Origin of the sequence: Nocardia sp. NPDC049190 (assembly GCF_040648115.1) — a bacterium.
Lineage (GTDB): Bacteria > Actinomycetota > Actinomycetes > Mycobacteriales > Mycobacteriaceae > Nocardia.
Window position 1 is genome coordinate 109,712 of the sequence record NZ_JBEZDE010000005.1, and the last position, 20,130, is coordinate 129,841.

Sequence of the window (20,130 nt, forward strand, 5' to 3'; positions counted from 1 at the left end):
CGTCCTCCTGTCAGAGGGTGAGCGACTTGTCCGGTGACTCGGAGTCCAGTGGTTCGGGTGCGCCGACCACCGGCACCGAGGCACCCTCGATACTGCCGACGACCTCATTGCCGTGCTGCGCGGTGACCAGCTCGCCGCGCAGACCGTCGACCGACTGCTCGCCGGCGCGGGCCATGCCCGCCGCTCCCGCGCCGCCTGCCATCGGCATCATGCTCGGTCCGGAGCTCACGCCACGCATCGCCGTAGTGGACGTGGTCGAAGTAGCTTCGGCCGCAGGCATACTCGCTCCCGCGACGCCCAGCGGTCCGGCCGCGCGCACACCCGACCACGAAGCCAGTTGGCGCGCGGGGGCTCCCGCCGCGCCGCCGCCACCTACACCGATCGGCCCGGCGCCGATGCCCGGCATACCGGCACCGTTCTCGCCGAGTTTCCACCGCTCCCGGTCCTTTTCGCCGTCCGAGATCGACTTCGGCACATTCAACGAAGTCTGCGCGGCCTGCAGTGCTTGTCCGCCCGTGGTCGCCAACTGGGTCAGCGGGCCCAGCAGCTGCATGACCTGCGAAACCGCCTGCATCGGGTCCACGTTCTTCGGCGCATTGGTGACCGGCACCTTCTGCCCGGTCTGCGTCATCGCCGCGCTGTGCACGGTGAGTTCGCCACGGGTCTTGGCGACCACCGCCGTTGCCTCGGCGAGTGTTTCGGTGGTCAGCGCGACCAGGAACAGCTGGCCGCCCGGCGTCCCGAGGAACGGCGCCGACGCGGCGAGCGAGGTCATGAACTTCGCGACGATCGCCGCCATCAAGGCCGCGCCCTGGAACACCGTTCCCGCGGCCGCCGTGACGCCCGCGGAGGTCGCCGTGCTCTGGCCGGCGACCGCCGTGCCGTCGGCCGCCACCTGCCCGGCCTTCTCCGCCGCCGCTGACGCGGCCATGCCTTGCCACAGTTGCATCACCATCTGCAGCGCGGAACTGCCGAGCACCACCGCGGTCTGCACAACGGAGGAAACCTGTGCCAACACCTGCGCTGGATCGAGTTGCGGCGCGGCGGGTAACTGTCCGCTGCCGAAACTGCTCGACAGATCGGTCAGCGGTTTGGCCAGCAAGGAGAGGTCGAGCACCGGAAGCGGCGGAAACTCGGGCAGCGGCGGCAGGCCCGAGATGTCCGGCAACGGCGGCAATCCCATGTCTTTCAGGACATCGTTGACCGGTCGGTCCAGCATGGGGCCCACCGCGCTCTGACGCAACAGGTCGAGAACCGCGGGGTCGAGCGGCGCGTTCATATCGACTTGCTGATCGTTCCGAGATCGCCGGCCGAAGTGTCATCGGTGAGGTCGTAGGTCGCGGCGCCCCCGTGCGAGGCCACCGCGGTCATGCCGTGCACATGCGCTACCTCGGCCACCGACATCATGTTGTTGGCCTGCGCAACCGCGAAGGCGGCGAGGAAATCCTGCCCGATCAGGCCGAACACCGGGATCACCGCGGCAATGGTGGCGGCCTGATTCGCCGCGCCCGCTGTGGCGACTTCGACGGCCGTGGCCGCCGCGGCATCTCCATACCCGCGGAGGGCGTCAGTAACTACAAGAACCTTGTCCATCAGGAACCTCCGCTGCCGGTAGACGATTGATCCGGTAGGCCCAATGTACTGGATCGCCCTTACGATCACTCAGTACTGGGAATAGCGCGGAAATCTCCATGACGTTACGGAAATCTCATTTACTGTCTTCGGCCGCTTCTTCGTTGAAGTCGGTCACCAGCGCGCCGCGCTCGGCGAATGCGCGGCGGGCCGCCGAAGCCGTTGTGCTCACCAAGGTCTGTTCGAACTCCGCGGGCGACAGTTCGGCGATTCTGCCGGACAATTCGAGATCCACCAGCGCGCCGTTACCGTCGACCACGGCCGTGACCGCACCGTCGGTCGAGGTCTCGCGTACCCGGACCGCGGCCATCCGGTCGGCCAGGTCGCGCAATCGCTCGAGCTGGCGGTGCGCTCGCGCCTCGAGCGCGTCCATTGCCTCGTTCATACCGACCTCAGCCAGCTCTGCGGCTCGACCTCGTACTCGACCTCGTCCATCAGCTCTTTGCGCGCAACATCTTCCGGCTTGGGCAAACCGGTCAGGGCAAGGACATCGCTGGTCAGCCCGGCCTCCGCCAATTCGGCCCGGCGAGCCAGTCCGGCACGATTCGCCGATTGTTTGCACAGCCGGAGGATCTCGCGCGCCAACTCCCCTGGCTCGCGCCGCAACTCCGCACGCTCGATCGTGATACCGATCGGCAGTCCCTGTTCGGTGGTCTCAACCGAGATCGAGCCACTCCTGGACGCTGCTCTCCACATGGCATCCCTCATCCGCTCGTCGTATTCAGAAATTCTCCGGGCGCCGACCGCCGAGCGATCCGCGACGACGTCTGCTCCATACTCGTAATCCAGGTCATCGCTGTGGCGTTCGGTGGCCGGAACCACATCGAGAAGATGGCCGACGCCTATACGGGCAGCCGCGACTTTCGGCATCCGCATGATCTGCACGGGCCACCTCCTCTCTATAGAGGTGTACACCTCACGACATCTTCTCCTCCTGACGTCAACCACCACTGACGGGAAGGAATGAACCACGCGATGAGCACGTCCGTGTCACTATGGGTCAGATTGTCGGTGATAGTCAGGAGCGCGACGCATGGGTGACACCAAGGCCTTGCCACTGTCGGGGGCACGGACTCGGAGGCACGGATGACCTATCCCGGCCACCCGCCGAGCCCCAGCGTCGGCCCTGTCACGACGACCAAGGACAAGGACCCGTGGAAGGACATCGCGGCCTATACGAAAGCCCCCAAGGACCCTCTCAGATTCGAGTTCTGGGCCGCACAGAAGGCTGCCAACCAATGCTCCGAGGCGATCGGCGGAATCCTCCGCGTCCAGGAGAAGATCGCCGCCATGGTCCCCCTCCGCCAGCTGAGCCAGCTGGATTCCGGGGACCTGCTGGCGATCCAATGCAACGACACCCTCGGCGGGCTGTCCGAAGTGTTGCGCACCCACGAGGCGATGTTGACCGAAATGATGGACACGTTCATAGCCGCGGGCAAAAAATACATTCAGACCGACCTGGAGTCCGCAGGGGGCTACGACGAGAAAACTAGAAAATGGATGCTAGGGGATCTGGACCGAATCAGAGCGGAAGTGCCGAAAAAGGGAGGGAAATTCGTCACCAAGGCGCCGGAGCTGGGGAAAGATCCGAAAATTGTCAAAATAGATGACGAAGACAGAGTAGACCCGACCGGCAGAGACTTCACAGAAGTACCTAAGACCGACGGTATAGAAAACGTGTTCGGAGATGTCGAGCCTTCCGATGTGGTGAAACCGGCTGCGATCCCGGGCAAGGTCATGGACTACGCGGGCTCCACCCAGACACAGCGGGAGCCACTGCACCAAGATCGGCTGGAAACCGGCCCCAACCCCGAGAACCCGGCCAATCAGCAGTGGCGTGACCTCCACGACCTCGGCTTGTCTACCGGACTCGCAATCAAACCGGTGCGGGAGGCCACACGAGACTGGAAGTGGATGGCACTCGAACTGGACGACGCGGTCGGCGCCTTCGCCGAAAATATCGCGAACACGACCAAGGATGACTGGAGCGGTACCGGCGCCGACAAAGCAATAGGCGCGGTGAAGAAATATCATGCGAAAGCCGTCGACCTGACTTCGCGCATGAATGCTGTCAGTTCCCTTCTCGACTACACCGGGAAATGGCTGAAGAGCACCAAGGAAGGCATGCCCCCGGATCCGAAGCCGCCGCCGGCGAAGATGGTGACTACATTCGACGAGATGGGCGGCTCCTACTCCTACCTGGACCCCACTCAGGCTGACAAGAATCAACGAAACCTTGCGATATATCGACAGAACATGGAAAACAGCTATGTTCTGGGAGTCCAGACCTCTTCTTTGTTCATGCCGACATTGAACGAGTTGCCGACCAACCGCACGTCGATCCCAAAGGGCAAGGCGGCGAACCCCGCCGACAAAACGGGGGACCGCGGCCCGTACACCGGGGGCGGTCCCGGGGGCGGCCCCGGCTATGCCCCGACCGGCTACACCCCGACCGGCTACACCCCGACCAGAACGCCACAGAGCTTCGGCAACGACCTCGTCCCCTCGGCGGCCGGCGGCCCCGACACCTCGCCGACGGGGACAAAGGCGACCGACCGCACCATCACGACTACGACCACCGTGCCGGACAGCGCCAGCCAAGCGGCGAACGGTCTCAGCCAGGCGGCCGACATGGCGCAGCAAGGCGTGCAGCAGGGCATGAATGCCGCGGCGCAGGCAGCACAGGCGGCCCAGCAAGCGGCGGCGATGGGCTCCGGACTGGACAGCCTCAACAACGCAGCCAGGGCTGCCGGTCTCCCCGGCCTCGGCACACCGGGTGGAACGGGTGGGCTCAGCGCCGGAAAGGTCGGCGGCATAGGCGGCGCCGGTGCTGCTGCGGCCGCGCTGCAGAAGGAAGCCGAGGCGGCGCGGTTGTTCCCGCGCGCGAACCTCGCCGGGCCGGCGGGGTCCGCACTCGGACGTCTCGGAATCCCCGGATCCGGGATCGCCGCGGCCGGAGCGCCGGGATCACCCGGCCCAGCCGGAGCCGGAGCAGGCCAGGGGCAGGGTCAGGGCAAGGACCACAAGCGCGCCAACTACCTCGACTCGAAGACGCACCTGGAAGAGGCGTTGGGTGACGCGCCGACGGTGGTCAGGGCCGTCGTGGAGAAATGACCCGAACCTGGAATTTCACCGACCTCGAGTTCGTCGTCGCATGGGAGACCGCGCAAGCGGATATCTTGCCGGCCCCGTTCGTATTCACCAGTCGGACCAAGTATTACAACGACTATCAGCGTGAGAAGCGGGAAATAAGGGCGCAACTGCGCGGCAAGCTGAACGGTAGTTTCGATAGCGTGCTGGATGTGGTTGCGCAGCCGGACATCCGGGTCGTACTGCACGGCTGGGGCAGCGACGAGGAGGACGCCGCCAGTCAGATCCGACTGCTCGCGGTCCGCCGCGAGGGCTACGGGTACCTGCTGAAACAGCTTCCGGGCGAGACGGCGTGGCACAGCGGCGGCTACACGGTCACCGAGTGCGCGCCGTTGGCGCTCGCCGAGACCCTGACGGCGGAGTTGCCCGAGGTGGCCGCGGGCGAACTCGGTGACATCGTGCTCGCCAAGCAGACCAACAGCGCCGACCTGGACTTCTCCTACGGCCGGTCGTTCGTGCACGACTCCTTCGACGACACCGCCGAACAACAGGCCGACAAATTTTTGCGCGCCACGACCACCGGCCAAGGCATGATCGTAATCGCCCAGGGGATGTCCCGATTCGGCCCGCGCGGGATGACTCGGAAGCAGATGTTCTGGCGGGACCTGGACGGCGACGGGCGCTACGCGATCACCGCAGCAAACCCGCCGGTCGCGGTGGCGGCCGACGCCAAACGGCTCACCATGCTGGTGAACTCCGGCATCGCGGAAGTGGTCAAAGCCATCAAAGACGAGCGGCGATAGGCAGCTGCTCGGTACCTGGTGCGAACGTCAGGCCGCGCGTGGCGGCTCCGTTCGCGCGGGCCCGATACCGGTGTAACGAGTTGTGCCCGCTCGTACCCGACAGCTAGCGCCGTCGCCCTTTACGGACCTTTTGCGGTCACGACATACCTTGTGCCGCTGCATGATTCGATATTTCTCGGCGGGATTACTCCAAACCCCAGACTATGCTCGCGTTCTCGATCGGGCGTATTTCCCCAACGATCCGCCCGAGGAATCGACGTGCACAACTCCGCGCCAAGCGACAAGCTCGGACCAATCGTAAGACTCGTCCGGTTCAGGCAGAGTTCGTACTGAACGAAGCGACGTTGCGCTATGTCGTGGGTAGCCCCGCTGTCATGGCCGCTCAGTTTCAGCACCTGGCGAACACGCCGACGAACGTGAGCGTTCGGATTCAGCCGTTCTCCGCTGGCTTCCCGCTCGGGATCGCGCCCGGACCGTTCGTGATCCCGGACGTCGGAGTCGATGCCGAAGACCGCGAGGTAGCGCCCACCGTGGTCTACATCGAGTCGTATGCGGGCGACATGTACTTGGAGCGCACGAAGGACGTGGACAGGTATCGTCAGGCGGACAACGTCATCCAGCAAACCACGCTTGACGTTGCATCCAGCAAGAGTCTGCTAAGGCAAATTGGCAAGGGAGTATCAAGCGTGACTGTCGATCTGTCGGGAGCCAATTGGTTCAAGTCCAGTCGAAGCGGCGGCGGCAAGGAATGTGTGGAAGTCGCGTTCGTCGACGGCGGGATGATCGGAATGCGTGACAGCAAGAACCCGACCGGTCCGACGCTGGTGTTCACGCCGGGCGAATGGGATGCGTTCACCGCAGGTGTGCAGGCCGGGGAGTTCGAGCGCCCTGCCTGACGGGTACTCGCGCATATAGCGGTCTCGGGCGGCCCCGCTCCCCACGGCGCAGCCGGGGAGCGGGGGCGTTGCATGCGCTGGACAGCCGAATCCGCTTACCGCGCAACAGTCGAACCGCGTATACGTACGAGTGCGCCTGCTGACTCGAATGGCGGGACGTACCCGATGATGGCAGATGGTCGAGGCAGACCTTCCGTCGCTCGCCGAACCAGCGGGCGCCAAAACGCTTCACCACCACGATCAACGCAGAGATGGCCGCCGCGATCCACGTCATCCAGGACGAGCGAAGGTAGTCGTGAAACCCGGCGTTTCCTCGAGCCGAACGTGTCATGATGTGCTGAACCGGGTAGTCGGAGGGATATGCCGAGGATTCAGATGCTGTGCGCGCTGGCAACCGGCAGCGCGCTGGCAACCGGGTGCGAATCCGACGGCGGCGCAATAGCACTCGTGCCGAGTTCGCGCCGCGAGACACCGGCGGTCCGGACCCCCGAGAACGCCGACAGTCTTGCCGGATACCTGAACGAGAGCGGATTCAGTGCCGCGCGGGTACGGTGTGCGCCGGACAGCGAGAGTCCCCTCAACGCCGGCGGATGGCGTGCGTACGGCTGGGCGGCCGAGCACGACGAGCCGTTCGAGACGGCGGCGGTCTATGCCGCGACGGTGAAGCATCAGGAAATTCTGGCTGATCCACAGTCCGACCTTTGTATTCCGACTACTGGCGATCATCCGACATCGCGTTATCGGAAAGTTCGGGACAACAGAGACGAATGCGCCATCTCCTCGGGAGCGACGACCAGCCTGGTGACAGTGGATATTACGGCTCGCACGGCGGCGCGAACGTCCTGGTCGAATCCGTGCGAGCACGGACCAGGACGGGCGGACGAGATCTTCCCGGCGCTGCCGGGATAGCCAGTCAGGAGCACGACTTATGGGTGGGAAGAACAATTCATGGCAGGCCTTGGCCGAGCAAGCGGGCCACGGCCGGCTAAGGCTCGAACCCGGCACCGTCGAGCTGCTTGCGAAGCAGGTCGGTGACACCATAGCCCGAGTGCGTGCGGTCCGCGCGAAGATCAGCATGGTCGATTCGCTGGCACGCTTCTCCGGCGCCGACTCCGGTGAAGCTCTCGCGGCGAAGAATTCCGGCCGGGCCGCCGAACTGGGCACCATTCTGGATTTGAATCTCGAAATCCTGCACGACATGGCGGACGCGTTCTTCGCGGCAGGCAAGGCCTACGCCGATGCCGAAGACATCTCGGGGGAGAGCCTCCGCAAGATCCGCCCCTTCCCGATGCCCACGGCGCCGGGATCGTTTCACAACAACCCACCCGCGGCCGGTTCGAGTAGACCGCCCACCTACCCCGTGCCGACCGACGCCACCAAGATACAGACGTCCGGTCTGCCCAGAACGCATCTGCCGCCGGGGCTCGCCGCGCTCACCGGCAAGAACCGAGCGACGGTCCGGGCCGAGACGCCGGAGCACTACCCGTACAGCTGGTTCTACAACCTCGGCAAGGACATCAATCCGCAGTTGGTAGCCGACGCGGCCGCCATCTGGACTTGGATGAGCGGAGAGTTGAAGGACGAGTACGACAAGCTCGGAAACAATTTCGTCGCGGCGGAGGCGAAATGGGAGGGCGCCGGCAAGACCATGGCCATCACCGCCTCACGGGCCTACAGCACCGGAACCCTCAACCTGACCCGGGCGATGTCGTCGATCGGGGCAAACCTCTACTACACCTCGGGTTGGCTGGCGCAGACCAAGCCGCTGATGCCCACCAGCGCGCAACCCCCGCCGGCTCCCTATGCCGGGACGATGCTGGCCTCCCCCGCGGAGGATCCGCGGATCCCGCATATCACCGCGCTGCACGAGTGGTATGTCCCTGGTGTCAGCGACTCCGACTTGGCGGTACCGGCGCTGCCGATACCGGTTTCACCCATCAACACTGGGCCGCCAGGGCCGCCGGGACCGGGGTTCAGCACCGGCCCCGGGCCGGTAGCGCGACCGGCTTCCGCCACCGACGACGCGCAGCAGCAATGGAACGCTCGGCAAGAGGACTGGCAAGAACAACAGGCGCGACAAATCGCACAGCAACGAGCGCAGGACGCACAAGAACAGGCGCGACGAGCCGCACAGGAACGGACGCAGGCCGCACAGGAACAGGCGCGGCGAGCCGCACAGGAACGGGCGCGGGCCGCGCAGGAACGACAGCGGGCCGCACAGCAACGGGAGCAGGCCGCACAGCAACGGGAGCAGGCCGCACAGCAACAGGAGCAACAAGCCGCACAGCAACGGGCACAGGCCGCACAGCAGGCACAAGAAGCAGCACAGCAGGCGGGACAGCAAGCCGCCGGCGCCGCACAGCAAGCCGCCCAGCAAGCGGCGCAAGAGGCGGCTCAGCGCACGGCGCAACAGGCGGCTCAGCGCACGGCATCGTCGCTGGCCTCCGGTCTCGGCGCCGGTCCGGGAAAGGCTGCCGGGCCGGGCCCCGGGGCCAAGAGTCCGTCGGCGCTGAACCCGTTGGACAAGGCGTCCAAGCTTTTTCCGCGGGCGAGTGCCGCCGGCGCGACGGGCGCCATCGGCCGGGCCGGCGCGGCGCCGATGGCCGCCACGCCGGGCTCGCCCGGTGCGGCGGGCTCGGCGGGCCGCGGCGCCGGCCAGGAGGACAAGGATTACAAGAAGTCCGCGTTCCTCGAGTCGACCGACTATCTGGACGAAGCCATGGGTGGTCCCCAGCTGGTCGCGAAACCCGTTTTGGACCAATGAGTGGTTTCTGGCGGCTCACCGACATCGAGTTCGTGGTCCTCTGGGAGGAACTCAAAGAGGGCGGCATGCCGTCGCCCTTCGTGTTCACCGCCGCGACACCGTATTACGACGACTACCTCCGCGAGAAATACGAGGTGCGCGAGCGCCTGCGGACGACGCTGGCCGCGGAGATGGACGACGTGCTGCAGACGGTGGCACGCCCGGACATCCGGGTGCTGGCGCACGGCCGGGACGCCCGGGACCCGGACGATCCATCGGGAATCGTCCGGTTGCTCGGTGTTCGCCGTGGCGGTCAGGCCTACCTACTGACGCAACTGCCGGGCAAGACGGTCTGGCACAGCGGGGGATTCACGGTCGCCGAGTGCGATGTGTTGTCGTTGGCCGACACGCTGGTGGCCGCGCTGCCCGAAGTCGCGGCGGGACAGCTCGGCGAAGTCACCCTCGCGCCACCGGACGGGCAGCACCAGCAGATGGACTACTCCTTCCGGCGGTTGGTCGCGCACGAGTTGTCCGAGGATGCCGTCGAGTACCGCTCGGCGAAGTTCCTGCGGTCGACGCCGGCCCGCGCCGGAATGATCGAAATCTGCCAGGGCAGTTCGCGATTCGGTCCGCGCGGCATCGTGCGCCGCGGGTTCGGCTGGCGGGACCTGGTCGATGATGGTCGATACGCGATCACCGGCGATAACCCACCGGTCGCGAGAGCTGTCGACGCCAAGGGCTTGATCACCTTGATCAACGCCGAGATCGCCGAGGTGGTGCGGGCGATCAAAGACGAGCAGGTGTGAACGCGGCGGAAATGCCCGGTCCGGCGATGACCGGACGAGTCAGTCGTCGAAGCTCGATCGAGCCGCCCGTTGCGCGTCCATCGGCATGAGCACGCCCGCGCTGAGGTTCGAGCGGGTCATATCGAGCCATGCCGCGCCGGTGATCCTGCCCTCGACTCGGATTTCCTTCAATCGTGCCAGCGCACCGTCGATCGCCGGTCCCTCGAGCCCGAGCGCCGCCAGCATCGCCTCGAGCCTGGCCGGGTCCATCGCACGGATCTTGGCCAGGACCGAGCTTTCGAGCCCCTCGGTCATGGCATAGGCGACGAACCGGGAGGTGAACTGGTTGCGGATCTCGGGATCCGCAGGGGGCGAGGTCCGGTGCGGAGCGAATGATTCATGGTCGACGGGGAAGCTGAAACCGTTGTTGATCGGTACCAGACGACCACGGCCCGGTTCGGACTCGCGACTGAACCAACTCCGCTCGGACCGATCGTGCGATCCGGCGATGTAGTCCAAAGCCGCCAACATGCCGCGTTCCACTGGCGAATACTCCGCGACCGCCCGCGTCGGACCGCGAGCAACGAATTCCATCAATGAACCATTGCCGTCCGGACCGCCCCACAGCGTCGTCACCGGCACCGATCCGAACCCGAGCAGTGCGTCCAGACGCGAGAAAGCGACATCACGAACGGCAAGACCCGACGGCGGAACACTGATTTCCTCGGTCCACCGGCCGGTCTCGGGACGATAGACCCAAAGACTGTCGTCATCGGGGAACCTGACCCGGAACAGGCCATCGCGCTGATCCGAATCGCCGAGGCGACCTTCCATGACGGCGGATGCCCTGTCGTGGTCGTAGACCGCGCGTTCCCACGCGGTCATCGACTCGCCGGGGGCGATCGACTCCCCCACACCCACAACCCAATTCAGGCTCCCGAGACCGGGGAATGCCGCGCCGGTGATCTTGCCGTTGCGCTGGATCTCCTCCAGCCTGCGCACCGCGTCATCGATGGCCTCTGGTTCGACACCCAGCGTCTGCAGCAGGGTACGAAGCCGGCCGGACTCGAATGCCCGCACCCTCGCCAGCACAGTGGCATCGAGCCGTTCATCGAACGCATCCAGGACGAAGGGCGATCGGATACGCCCGACCAGGGCGCCGCGTTCGTCTTCGTCGGCGAACATGAAGGAGTTCGGGTCCTCGGGGAGAGTACTGGTGTTGTCGAACAGCAACACTCGCTGTGTGCCGGTTTCGCCGGCGGTCGGCAGCGTTCCCCAATTGCTCGGATTTCGATCGATATTTCCACCGATGTAATCGAGTACTGCGGCCCAATGTCGGTGAGCCTTCGAGTATCCCCGCACGGGTAGGCCCGGTTCATGCGGAACGAAGGTGGTCAACGTGCCCAGACCGTACGGGCCACGCCAGAACCTCGACTCCGGCACCAGACCGGCGCCGAAGACCTGGTCCAGCGCCGACATAGCAACCTCACGAACGAGCAATCCGGACCGCGGGACGCCGATGTCCTCCGCTTCTTCCGGATCCATTTCGGTCCGGTAGACCCACACACTTCCGTCGCCGAATTCGACGCGGAACACATCCCCCAAATCGTTGAGCGGCGCTACGTCGACAACCTCCTCCAAGGCCGCCAGTTCCGCCGCACCCAGCTCGTATCCGGCCGGCGGTCGGGCATCGGCTGGCGGTACGGCCATGCCGACCGCCGCCTGACCGACTTCGTGAATTTCGGCGCCCACCGATGCCGGCCCGCCTCGCGATAGTGGCGGACCGGCCGAGTCGTCGTCGCCGATGTCGACACCGTGCCGATCCGAATCCGCGGTCGGCTCATCGCCCTCCGGCACGGTCTCGCGGAATTCGAACCAGAAGGTCCTGCCCTCCGAGTGCGGGTCGACGCCCGACGCCGCGGCCAATCGCGCCAGCCACCGCAGGCTGAGTCGGGCTTCGACGTCAGCTACCCACCCGGCCCGCATATTGTCCTCGCGCACCGCGACACGAACTACTCGGTTACCGGGCTCACCCGACACCGTCGTCGTCACCGACCCGGTGGCTTCGGGGTGCACCAAAAGGTTTCCCGCCAGATCCGACACCAAGGAGACCGCCGATCCCACATCAGCGGGGTGCGGCCAGCCCGACATCACCCGGCGGATCAGCCAACGAGACTGTGCGACGTCTTGTCCCGTCCGAACGGGGAGCACCACATGCCGCGGCAGGCCGGATACGGGATCTGTCTCGAGCGCGGCGGGGCCGCTGTCCGTCGGCGCCCCGACCCGGTCGAGCCAGTGCTGGTCCAGTCCCCCGAGCACGGCCGCGGTGAACTCGTCGAGGGTCAACGTCCGGTCGTCGCTGCCGGCCAGGTCCAACCGGTGCAGTCCGAACTCGAACTCCTGCTTCGAGAACGCGTAGATGGTCAGTTCGGCCTCGGAGTCGTCCAGCCGGTACTCCCTGGGCTCGCCATCCACATTGGTTTGCGATTCGAGCAGCCGTGCTTTGTTGATGCGGGCGATCCGGCGCAGGCCCCCGCGGATGATGTCGCGGGCAGTTTTCTCCGGCGAACGGGGAACCAGCAAGGGAGCCAGCGCTGTTGCGAGTTCGGTGATGTGCCGGTCGGACACCGCGATGGCCAGTTCACCGTCGACATTCAAGCGCACATACGGCACCCGGGCGAGGGCGTCGGCGAGCCACCGCGGCAGCTCGCTGGCTTCACCGAACTCGAAACCCGAATCGCCGACTGTGACCCGCAGCAGGCGTTCGCCCGGCGTACCGGTCACCTCCAGCACGACACGGACTTCGCCGTCGACGACGCCGAGTTCATCCGCCACGAGTTCGGCCAGCTCGAGCCCGGCATCCTCGACCTTGTCGGCCGGCCAGCCGGGCAGATTCTCGCTCAGCCAATCCCAGGTACGAAGGCCGGCGCGCCGACGCGCACGCTCATCACCCGGATCCGGACCTTCCGCGCGAACCCCCAGCTCCGCCCGCAACGGTCCCGTGTTCTTCTCTGTGGCGTTCTTCTCCGTGGCGCCGATGCGAGAGCCTGGGTGAGCGACCGGGTCGTGGATGTGGATGGGCAGCTCCGGGATTCCGTCGGAGTCGATCACGATCCCGTAGGTGCGGCGCACATCCGGCGACTGTGTTCCGGACCGGTACGGCCTGATACCGCCGCGTGGGTCGTACACCATGATCGTGCTGCCGTTGTTGGTCATCACGTAGGCGTGTGCGCCGACGCCGTGCGCGTCGACCGGGCCGTGGAATTCGTCGACTACCAGAACCGTCGCGCCCTTGCCCATCAGGCGCAGTCGATCGGCGAGGTCGTCGTGGGATTCGAAGGACTGCAGGCGTCCGCCCGCGTGTCGCTCCAGCTCGTCCGCAGGCATGCCGGACAGACCGACATCGCCCGCGGGTACACCCACAACCAGGCGGCCGAACAACTGGTTTATCCGGTGCAATGCTTTCGGTGCGCAACGGTTGTCGTGCACGCCGGCGGCCCGGGTCCGAAGCACCGGGTCGGCGGGTGGCGGGCGGTGTGCCCGGACGCCGGTATCGGTGGTGGCCGGACGCCTCGCGGCCGGGTCATCGCCGGTCGCGCCGGGACGAGCGGGCAGACTGCGCAGGTCCAAGCCGGGGCGCGGCGGCTCGAACGGCACCTCCGCCCCGCGTCCGGCGCCGATCATGCCGAAGGTGTGCAACGACTCCGATCCGGGCCGATAGTAGTTCGTCCGGCGTCGCCGGGACGGTAGCAACGGACGCGGATGCTCGGCGCGTATCCGGTGCGCGCCGAACGGCGCCGTGGCGGGATCCACCCCGAGCCCCGCGCCGAACTCCCAGCTGATCCGGTGCTCGAAATCGCCGAAACCGGGACCGGTGATCTCCGGTGGGCGCTCGCCCAGCCAGCTGGTCTGGTCCCACGACGCGGCCGCGACGAACACATTGTCGGCGCCTACTCCGAAATCCGTGGCGCGCCGCACCGAGCCCATACCGAGTGAACCCGCCACGGTGATGGTGGCTACGTAACTCTTCAGCCGACTGCCGGCGCCCGCGTCCCCGACAATCTTCGCACCGTGCTCTGATCCGAAAAGGTGGTTGGCCGGGGCCGGAACGCCATCGGGCAGACCGGCGCCGAACTCCCGTGTCCCGGTGAAGGCCCCGATGTCCCTTGCCAACAACAGACCACTCAATTGTCCCCACACTGCTGAGATTCGGTCCCGGTGCGGATCGGCGTGCGGCATCACGTCCCCCAGCCAGGCGACGGCCGCGGCGGACACGTCCGGGTCGATGTGCACAGTCGCGGCGAGTTGATTGCGCGCGGCGGTCAGCAGACCGCCCAGCGACATCAGGTCGGTCTGTGCGCCGGGCAGGTGCCAGGACACCTCGGCCTCGATGTCGACATCGCCGATGGCCACCACTGCCGTTCCGTCGGAGGGCACGCTGAGCTGACCCGCCTGGTAGAAGAGCAGGTGCACCGGCGGGGCTGCCCGGCCGGGCCGGACGGACTCGGCCAACCGATCGGCCTTCCGGAGCGCCTTCCAGATCGCGACAAGGTTCTTCCGCTCATGTGTCTCGCTCCTGGCCGGGTTGTCACCGATCAGCTGGAGCCGCGCGAAGAAAAGCGAACGGCCGATGCCTAGTTCGGTGAGGCGCCTGCGAATCGCCAACCGATTGGCGCGATTACGCACCCTCGCCGGAATACCGTCCGACCGGCCGATCCGGGCCGGATCCACCCGGACCACGGACTCCTGCTGAGTCGAGCTGAGCGAATGCCACCAGCGGGCGGTTTCCCGGGCCTGCTCCCGCGCCTGCCGCACGACGTCGCCGTGCCGGTCCCAGCCCGGTCGCGGGCCGCCGGGGCTCGAAGTCTCCGCGTTCCACCCGTCATACGCCGTTCGGGCGGCCACCCGGTCGTCCGCTGTCGCCAGGAGTTCATCCGTGGGCAAGGCCGGGGTTCGCTTCCGACCCGGCACGTCGCTGCCGGTCTCGTCGCCGATGGTCCCCGGAGATTTCGGCGCACCGCCAGGGAGCGGTTCGACCACGCTGGTCAGCAAGTCGTAGATCACTGTCGCGGGCTCGCTCGCGTTCTCGCGATCGAGTACCACATCGCGAAAAGCCGCGGCCAACGCCTCGCGCGGTTCGAGTACGCCGTCCTCGTCGAAGCTGCCGTTACTCAGCCCGCCCAGCCAGTCCTGGTAGCCCTCGACCGTCGCGGGGTCGTGGGTCGACCAGTAGTGCTCGAGCAGCACGTCGTCGATCGCGTGCTGGGCGGACAGGCTGCCGGCATGGTCTACCGCATAGCCGAATTCGTGAACGAAAAGGCTGTAGATCGGCCGATCTAGAACGCTGGGAAGCGCCTCGCCCGTGTCGACCCGGCGCTGCAAGCGATGCTGGAAGGCACCAGGATCTGCCGGCAGCCGGTCGCTGATCACGATCCGGTCGGTATACAACCGCCCGTTGGTGGGATCGATGTGCGCATACGACCGACCGTCGACCGAGTCAGGCAGCGGACCGACACCGATACTGCGTACATAGACATCCGGGTAGGCGGTCCGCATGTCGATGACGGCTCTGGCATATTCCCGCACCGACTCGGGATCGAGCCCTGGCAGGTCGAAACCGAACACCGCCGAACCCGTTCGTTCCGCCAGCCGTGCGCCGACCTGCTCCGGGCGCAACAAAGTCCACTCGTCCTCGATCGGCGCGTCGTGCCGGTCAGGGTCGCCGGGCTCGTGCGGCGAGGCACCGATCGAACTGGCCGGTCGTGAACCATCGTCCGAATTCGCCGGTCCGGTCTCGCCCGCTGCGTCGAGAGGCGACGAGGCGGCCCGGACCCCCAGACGCACGTCCGGGCGGGTATGCGCATCCGGCGCGTACCCGTCGATCGGGCGCACGGAATTACCGTCCGCGGGCACTACGCTTCCGGAAGGATGCTGCGGAACGCCCGCGGCGTTGTAGTGGATTCCCCACGTCCCGACGACTCCAGCGGGAGGGGTCCAGTCCTGGCGACGGCGGACCTCGTTCGTCGCCGGGTCGCGCACCACGATGATGCCGTTGTGGTTCGTCATCACGTAGGCGTGTGCACCGACGCCGTTATTGCGCTCAGCGACACCGTGATACTCGTCGACCACCAGGGTGGTCGCACCATGGCCCATACGCCGCAACCGGTTCGCGATGGTCGCATGACTTTCCGCCTGCAGGCGCCCACCCGCGTGCGTTTCCAGATCCTGCCAGCGCATACCGCCCAGGCCGATCTCCTGGGCGGCGGCGACATCAATAGCCGTGCTGCCGGTCAACTGCTGGACCGATTCCATCGAGCGCACCGCACAATCGCGCGGACCGGTCTCCGGCACGTGTGCGACACGGCGCGGCGACACCGCGGCCCACTTCGGTCGTGCACCATCGTCCGCCCTGGTGTCGCTGCTGCCGTCGTCGTAACGGCCACGTTCGACGTCGATCGGCGCGGCGCCGACCCGTCGCCGCGCCCAGCCCGGGTCGGGGGCCGGGCGGCGGCGCTCAACCGGCGTAACGGTGTCGCCCCGACCCGCGGCGATCCGGGCGGCGTCGGCCAGCGACTCGGTGGGCCGCCGGGTGTGCGGATCGCTGTGCCGCAGATAGCCCTGGTGCACCTGTTCGACCTTGCCGAAGTTGTCCGACAGCGGGTACTCGGCGCGACTCCGCCTCGCCCCGAATGCCTCCGAGGCCGGATCCAGGCCGTGGCCGAGCCTGCCGCTGCCGTAGCGGCTCCACGCCCCCGGCTGGTCGGCGCCGAGCATGGTCACGCCGTCCCGCCAGGAGCTGACGACATGAACGTTGTCACCGATCCCGAACTCGGCGGCGCTGTCCGCCGGCGAACCCGGGGCGCCCGACATCCAGACCGAGGAGATCAGACCGGCCAGCCTGCCGCGTTTGCCGGCGTAGCTGACGGTGACGACAGCGTAACTGTGCGCGAAGATCCGGCTCTTCAGTCGATCCGGGCCAGCGGTTCCGGCACGCTCCCTGGTCGCGTGAAAGGCCGCGATCTCGTGTAGCAGGAGGTCGCCGCCTACCTTCGCACGACGGCGGAAGGCGGCCTTCAGGTAACCGGTGTTGACCGGCCCGGTCGGGGCGGCGTATCCGATCCAGATGACCGACGCCAGTTCCAGATTCGGGTCCACCCGCTTGGTCTCTTCGTACAGGTTGCGCAACGGGGTGAACTGGTACAGCAATGACCGCAGTGTTGTATTGGTGCCCGGTACATGCCAGTTCACCGTTTGAGCGGTGTCCACGTTGCCGAGCGCGACCATCACTTTGCCGGAACCGCCGAACGCCGCTGCGTCGTATGCCAATACGTGCACGGGCGGCTCGCCGGGCAGCGCAGCGGCCTGACGGTCCAACTGCACCAGATGGTTTCGGGTGACGACCAGGTTGCTGAAGTGCCGGCGTTCCGCCTCGCTGAGCACGTAGCGCCACCACCAGCGGCCACGCCCGCTGGGCCGTCGCGCGATGAAGTCCTCGATGTCGCGGGTGATCGCGAGGCGGTTCGCATCATTGCGGACCGGGGCGGGCAAGCCATCGGCGTTGCCGATCTGATGTGGGTAGACCCGAACCAGCGCCTGCTGGACCTGGCTCAGCTGGTCGGGGTGCGCCGGGTCGGCCAGGGCATGCCACCAGTCCGCGTTCACGGTTGCCCGCTTCCGCGCCGAGACGGCGAAGCCACGAATTATTCTGCGCTGCAGCCTATCCTCGGTAGCGAAACCACCGTCGCGCAGCGCCGCGTCGGCCAGCCGCTGTTGCTCTTCGGTGAACCCGGGATCCACCGGAAGGGCGGGGCCCAGGTGCGGTGGGTGGATGTCCGCGTCGGCGCTATCGCCCTCGCGGGATCCGGGCTCATCCGGATCGGCGGCCGCCGGTCGGTCGTCGCCCGGATCGTTCGGGCCATGACCACCCCCATCCCCCGCGTTCGATACGGTCGCGGGCTCGGCAGAGCTGCCATATTTCGAGTCTGTCTGCTGGACAACAGCTTTGGTGTCGGCATCGGTTGCATTCGGGTGCGGTCGTCCGTCGACGGCGGTGTCGGTTGCCGCGCGACTGTGCTCGACTTCCGGCGCCGTACCGGTATCGCCCGGTCGCCGGACACCAGGTCGCCCTCCGTCGTCCCTATCGGCGGCGTCTGTCCTGGCACGCGACGCTTCGGAATCGGCCGTCCCGGCCTGCACCGCGTCGGCTCGCACGGCCTTTGCTTGCGCGGCCTGTGCTTGCGCTGCCCCGGTCGGACTTGCACCGGCGGCCGATGGGCCTGTGAGACCTGAGCGTGGCCGCGGATCAGGTGTCGTGGTGCCGTCCTCGGGCGCCTCGACACCCGCTCGTCGCTCCGGCACAGCGGCAGCGGGTCGGTCCACGGCCGTCGGACCGACGTGAGATTCGCTCTGCGGCACCGACGTTCGGCCGGACGAAGTTGTTGCCGCGCCGGGTGCGCGCGCCGAACCCGGCGCCGAACCGGCCGAGGATGAACTCGGTGTGGCGCCGGGCGCGGTCGAGAACGAACTCGGCGCAGCCGACGGCGGTCCAGGATGCGGCGTTGCGACGACCCCCGACGTGTCCCCGGCACCCGGCACAGCTCCGGCACCCGCGGCCGCGTCGGATCCGGCCGAGGTACCCGCGGTTGTGCCCGAGACCGGGGCGATATCTGCCGAATCATGGTGCGCGGCACTCGGATGCGAGGGGGCCGGCAGCGTGGCCGCATTGATGGTCGACCCGCTCGTACCCGCATCGACTTTGCCCACATGCTGGCCGGTGCCCGCGCTCTGGATCGTGCCGGCTGCGGATTGCCGCGGAAAGGTAGCGGATCGATTGCCAGCATCAACATCGGAATCGGCGGGTGCGGGCTGCTCGGCAGCGGCTCCGACCGCGCTCTCGCCGCCGTGGATGCTGGTGGCAGTGGCATCCACGGCTTTGCCGTGCGAACCGGTCGACGGCTGCGCGACCACAGTTTTCGGGCTATCGACCCCACCCGACGCATTCCCCGCTGCGGCACCGGAAGTGCGCTGCCCGCCGGGCGCCCGCGCGCCGGTGTCGCTGCCGTTCGTGCCCGGGGTGCGCGTACCCGCGCCCCTGGTAGCGGAGCCATTTCCGCTCCCGGTTTTCGCCCCGGCGCCGTTTCCCGTTCCGACATCCTGGCGGCGGGACGGAGTCGTGCCGTCCAGCATCGTGCCGACGTCCGGGCTCAGCCCGGGTCCGTTGCCCATCGGGCCGCCGGAGTAATTCGACCCGCCCCGCCAGCCGTAGATCATGCTCGGCCCCACACCCGACAACGCGCCGCCCGTGAGCATGCGCGGATCGAATTCTCCCCCACCGCCTACCGCGTATGCCGCGATCGCACCCGCCGCACCCGCGCCGCCGCCCGTGAGCGCGCCCTTGGCTATGCCCGACCACTGGTCGTGGCCGCTCGGCAGCCGATCGACGAGGTTGTGGATACCGTGGCCCGCGGTGCCGCCGACGCCACCCGCGACGCCCGAGGAAAACGCGTTCTCGCCCAGCGCGGCCCAGTTGAGGCCCCCCTTCTGGTAGCCGGCCCGCAGTTGCAAGCCCTGAACCGCTCCCTCTTGCATCGAGCTTTCGATAACCTCGGTGATCCCCTCCTGGAAGAACTCGTACACGACCTTTTTGACGAAATACTGGCGCGCGTCCGACAGCGCTGTCCTTTGCAGAATCGCTTCGATCCTGCGCAGCAGGAAAGCGCCCAACCACTTGCACGTGAACTGCGTCGCGCCGATGGCGCCCGCCTGCGCAAAGGGCGCTCCGGGACCGAGGAATGCCGCATACGCCAACTCCGCCGCCAACCACGCCAACGAGAAGATGGCGTTCAGCTTGGTCGCCCGCATCTCCCCAGCGGAGTCGATGGCTCGCCGCCCGCCCTCGTCGTAATATTCGGCCAGTTCATCGATGAGTTTCAGTTGCTCTTTGAGCGACTTCTCCATCTCGTCGCGGCCGCTACCGGCCGGATACGCGAGCAGCGTGGAGCCGATCGCGCTCTCCACCGAAGTCCGGACCCGTGTGCGCAGCTGCGTGGCATGTCGCTGCAGATCCTCCCCGCCGGCTCGCTGCTCGTCCTCGTCACCATCCGGCCACTCCGAACCCGCCACCCACCCCAGCCACTCCAGCCAGGGCGGAATCATTATCGACATAGCGGGGCAATCCTTCT

11 protein-coding genes are annotated in these 20,130 nt (G+C 67.0%); 6 read left to right on the plus strand and 5 right to left on the minus strand.

The genetic code is table 11. The features are described from left to right. Positions 1–10: 10 nt before the first annotated feature. The 4 genes from AB0B25_RS07215 to AB0B25_RS07230 all read right to left on the minus strand — a co-directional run bounded on the left by AB0B25_RS07215 (position 11) and on the right by AB0B25_RS07230 (position 2,583). Positions 11–1,279 carry a hypothetical protein gene (locus tag AB0B25_RS07215; protein WP_357175991.1) on the minus strand — a complete coding sequence of 423 codons (1,269 nt, stop codon included), beginning with the start codon at positions 1,277–1,279 and terminating at the stop codon, positions 11–13. Beyond that, positions 1,276–1,593 carry a type VII secretion target gene (locus tag AB0B25_RS07220; protein ID WP_357175993.1) on the minus strand — a complete coding sequence of 106 codons (318 nt, stop codon included), beginning with the start codon at positions 1,591–1,593 and terminating at the stop codon, positions 1,276–1,278. The genes AB0B25_RS07215 and AB0B25_RS07220 overlap by 4 nt, the downstream gene beginning before the upstream one ends. A gap of 115 nt (positions 1,594–1,708) precedes the next feature. Continuing rightward, a complete protein-coding gene (locus tag AB0B25_RS07225; RefSeq protein ID WP_357175995.1) occupies positions 1,709–2,017 on the minus strand; it encodes a YbaB/EbfC family nucleoid-associated protein in 309 nt (102 codons plus the stop codon). Then, positions 2,014–2,583, minus strand: a complete 570-nt coding sequence (locus AB0B25_RS07230) for a hypothetical protein (protein ID WP_357175997.1) — start codon at positions 2,581–2,583, stop codon at positions 2,014–2,016. Before AB0B25_RS07230 ends, AB0B25_RS07225 begins: the two co-directional genes overlap by 4 nt. A gap of 135 nt (positions 2,584–2,718) precedes the next feature. Between AB0B25_RS07230 and AB0B25_RS07235 the strand changes: the two genes are divergently transcribed. From AB0B25_RS07235 to AB0B25_RS07260, 6 genes are all read left to right on the plus strand, one after another. Then, a complete protein-coding gene (locus AB0B25_RS07235) occupies positions 2,719–4,746 on the plus strand; it encodes a hypothetical protein (RefSeq protein WP_357175999.1) in 2,028 nt (675 codons plus the stop codon). Then, positions 4,743–5,525, plus strand: coding sequence for an ESX secretion-associated protein EspG (locus AB0B25_RS07240; RefSeq protein ID WP_357176001.1), 783 nt, complete (start codon positions 4,743–4,745; stop codon positions 5,523–5,525). Before AB0B25_RS07235 ends, AB0B25_RS07240 begins: the two co-directional genes overlap by 4 nt. A gap of 203 nt (positions 5,526–5,728) precedes the next feature. Next, entirely contained in the window at positions 5,729–6,421 is a 693-nt protein-coding gene (locus AB0B25_RS07245) for a DUF397 domain-containing protein (protein ID WP_357176003.1), read from the plus strand. A 360-nt stretch (positions 6,422–6,781) separates the two neighbouring features. Next, positions 6,782–7,330 (plus strand): hypothetical protein, encoded by a 549-nt coding sequence (locus tag AB0B25_RS07250; RefSeq protein WP_357176005.1) that lies wholly within the window; start codon positions 6,782–6,784, stop codon positions 7,328–7,330. 19 nt (positions 7,331–7,349) lie between these two features. After that, positions 7,350–9,185, plus strand: coding sequence for a hypothetical protein (locus tag AB0B25_RS07255; RefSeq protein WP_357176006.1), 1,836 nt, complete (start codon positions 7,350–7,352; stop codon positions 9,183–9,185). After that, positions 9,182–9,970, plus strand: a complete 789-nt coding sequence (locus tag AB0B25_RS07260; RefSeq protein ID WP_357176009.1) for an ESX secretion-associated protein EspG — start codon at positions 9,182–9,184, stop codon at positions 9,968–9,970. Before AB0B25_RS07255 ends, AB0B25_RS07260 begins: the two co-directional genes overlap by 4 nt. 39 nt (positions 9,971–10,009) lie before the next feature. Here the strand turns inward: AB0B25_RS07260 and AB0B25_RS07265 are convergent, their stop codons facing one another. Continuing rightward, complete coding sequence (locus AB0B25_RS07265) at positions 10,010–20,113, minus strand: alpha/beta hydrolase (RefSeq protein WP_357176010.1); 10,104 nt, start codon at positions 20,111–20,113, stop codon at positions 10,010–10,012. Between the last annotated feature and the right edge of the window lie 17 nt (positions 20,114–20,130).

Coding starts and splice junctions, on each gene's coding strand:
- AB0B25_RS07265 (WP_357176010.1), bottom strand. CDS start 20,113: ATGTCGATAATGATTCCGCCCTGGCTGGAGTGGCTGGGGTGGGTGGCG.
- AB0B25_RS07235 (WP_357175999.1), top strand. CDS start 2,719: ATGACCTATCCCGGCCACCCGCCGAGCCCCAGCGTCGGCCCTGTCACG.
- AB0B25_RS07255 (WP_357176006.1), top strand. CDS start 7,350: ATGGGTGGGAAGAACAATTCATGGCAGGCCTTGGCCGAGCAAGCGGGC.
- AB0B25_RS07220 (WP_357175993.1), bottom strand. CDS start 1,593: ATGGACAAGGTTCTTGTAGTTACTGACGCCCTCCGCGGGTATGGAGAT.
- AB0B25_RS07260 (WP_357176009.1), top strand. CDS start 9,182: ATGAGTGGTTTCTGGCGGCTCACCGACATCGAGTTCGTGGTCCTCTGG.
- AB0B25_RS07215 (WP_357175991.1), bottom strand. CDS start 1,279: ATGAACGCGCCGCTCGACCCCGCGGTTCTCGACCTGTTGCGTCAGAGC.
- AB0B25_RS07245 (WP_357176003.1), top strand. CDS start 5,729: ATGCTCGCGTTCTCGATCGGGCGTATTTCCCCAACGATCCGCCCGAGG.
- AB0B25_RS07225 (WP_357175995.1), bottom strand. CDS start 2,017: ATGAACGAGGCAATGGACGCGCTCGAGGCGCGAGCGCACCGCCAGCTC.
- AB0B25_RS07250 (WP_357176005.1), top strand. CDS start 6,782: ATGCCGAGGATTCAGATGCTGTGCGCGCTGGCAACCGGCAGCGCGCTG.
- AB0B25_RS07240 (WP_357176001.1), top strand. CDS start 4,743: ATGACCCGAACCTGGAATTTCACCGACCTCGAGTTCGTCGTCGCATGG.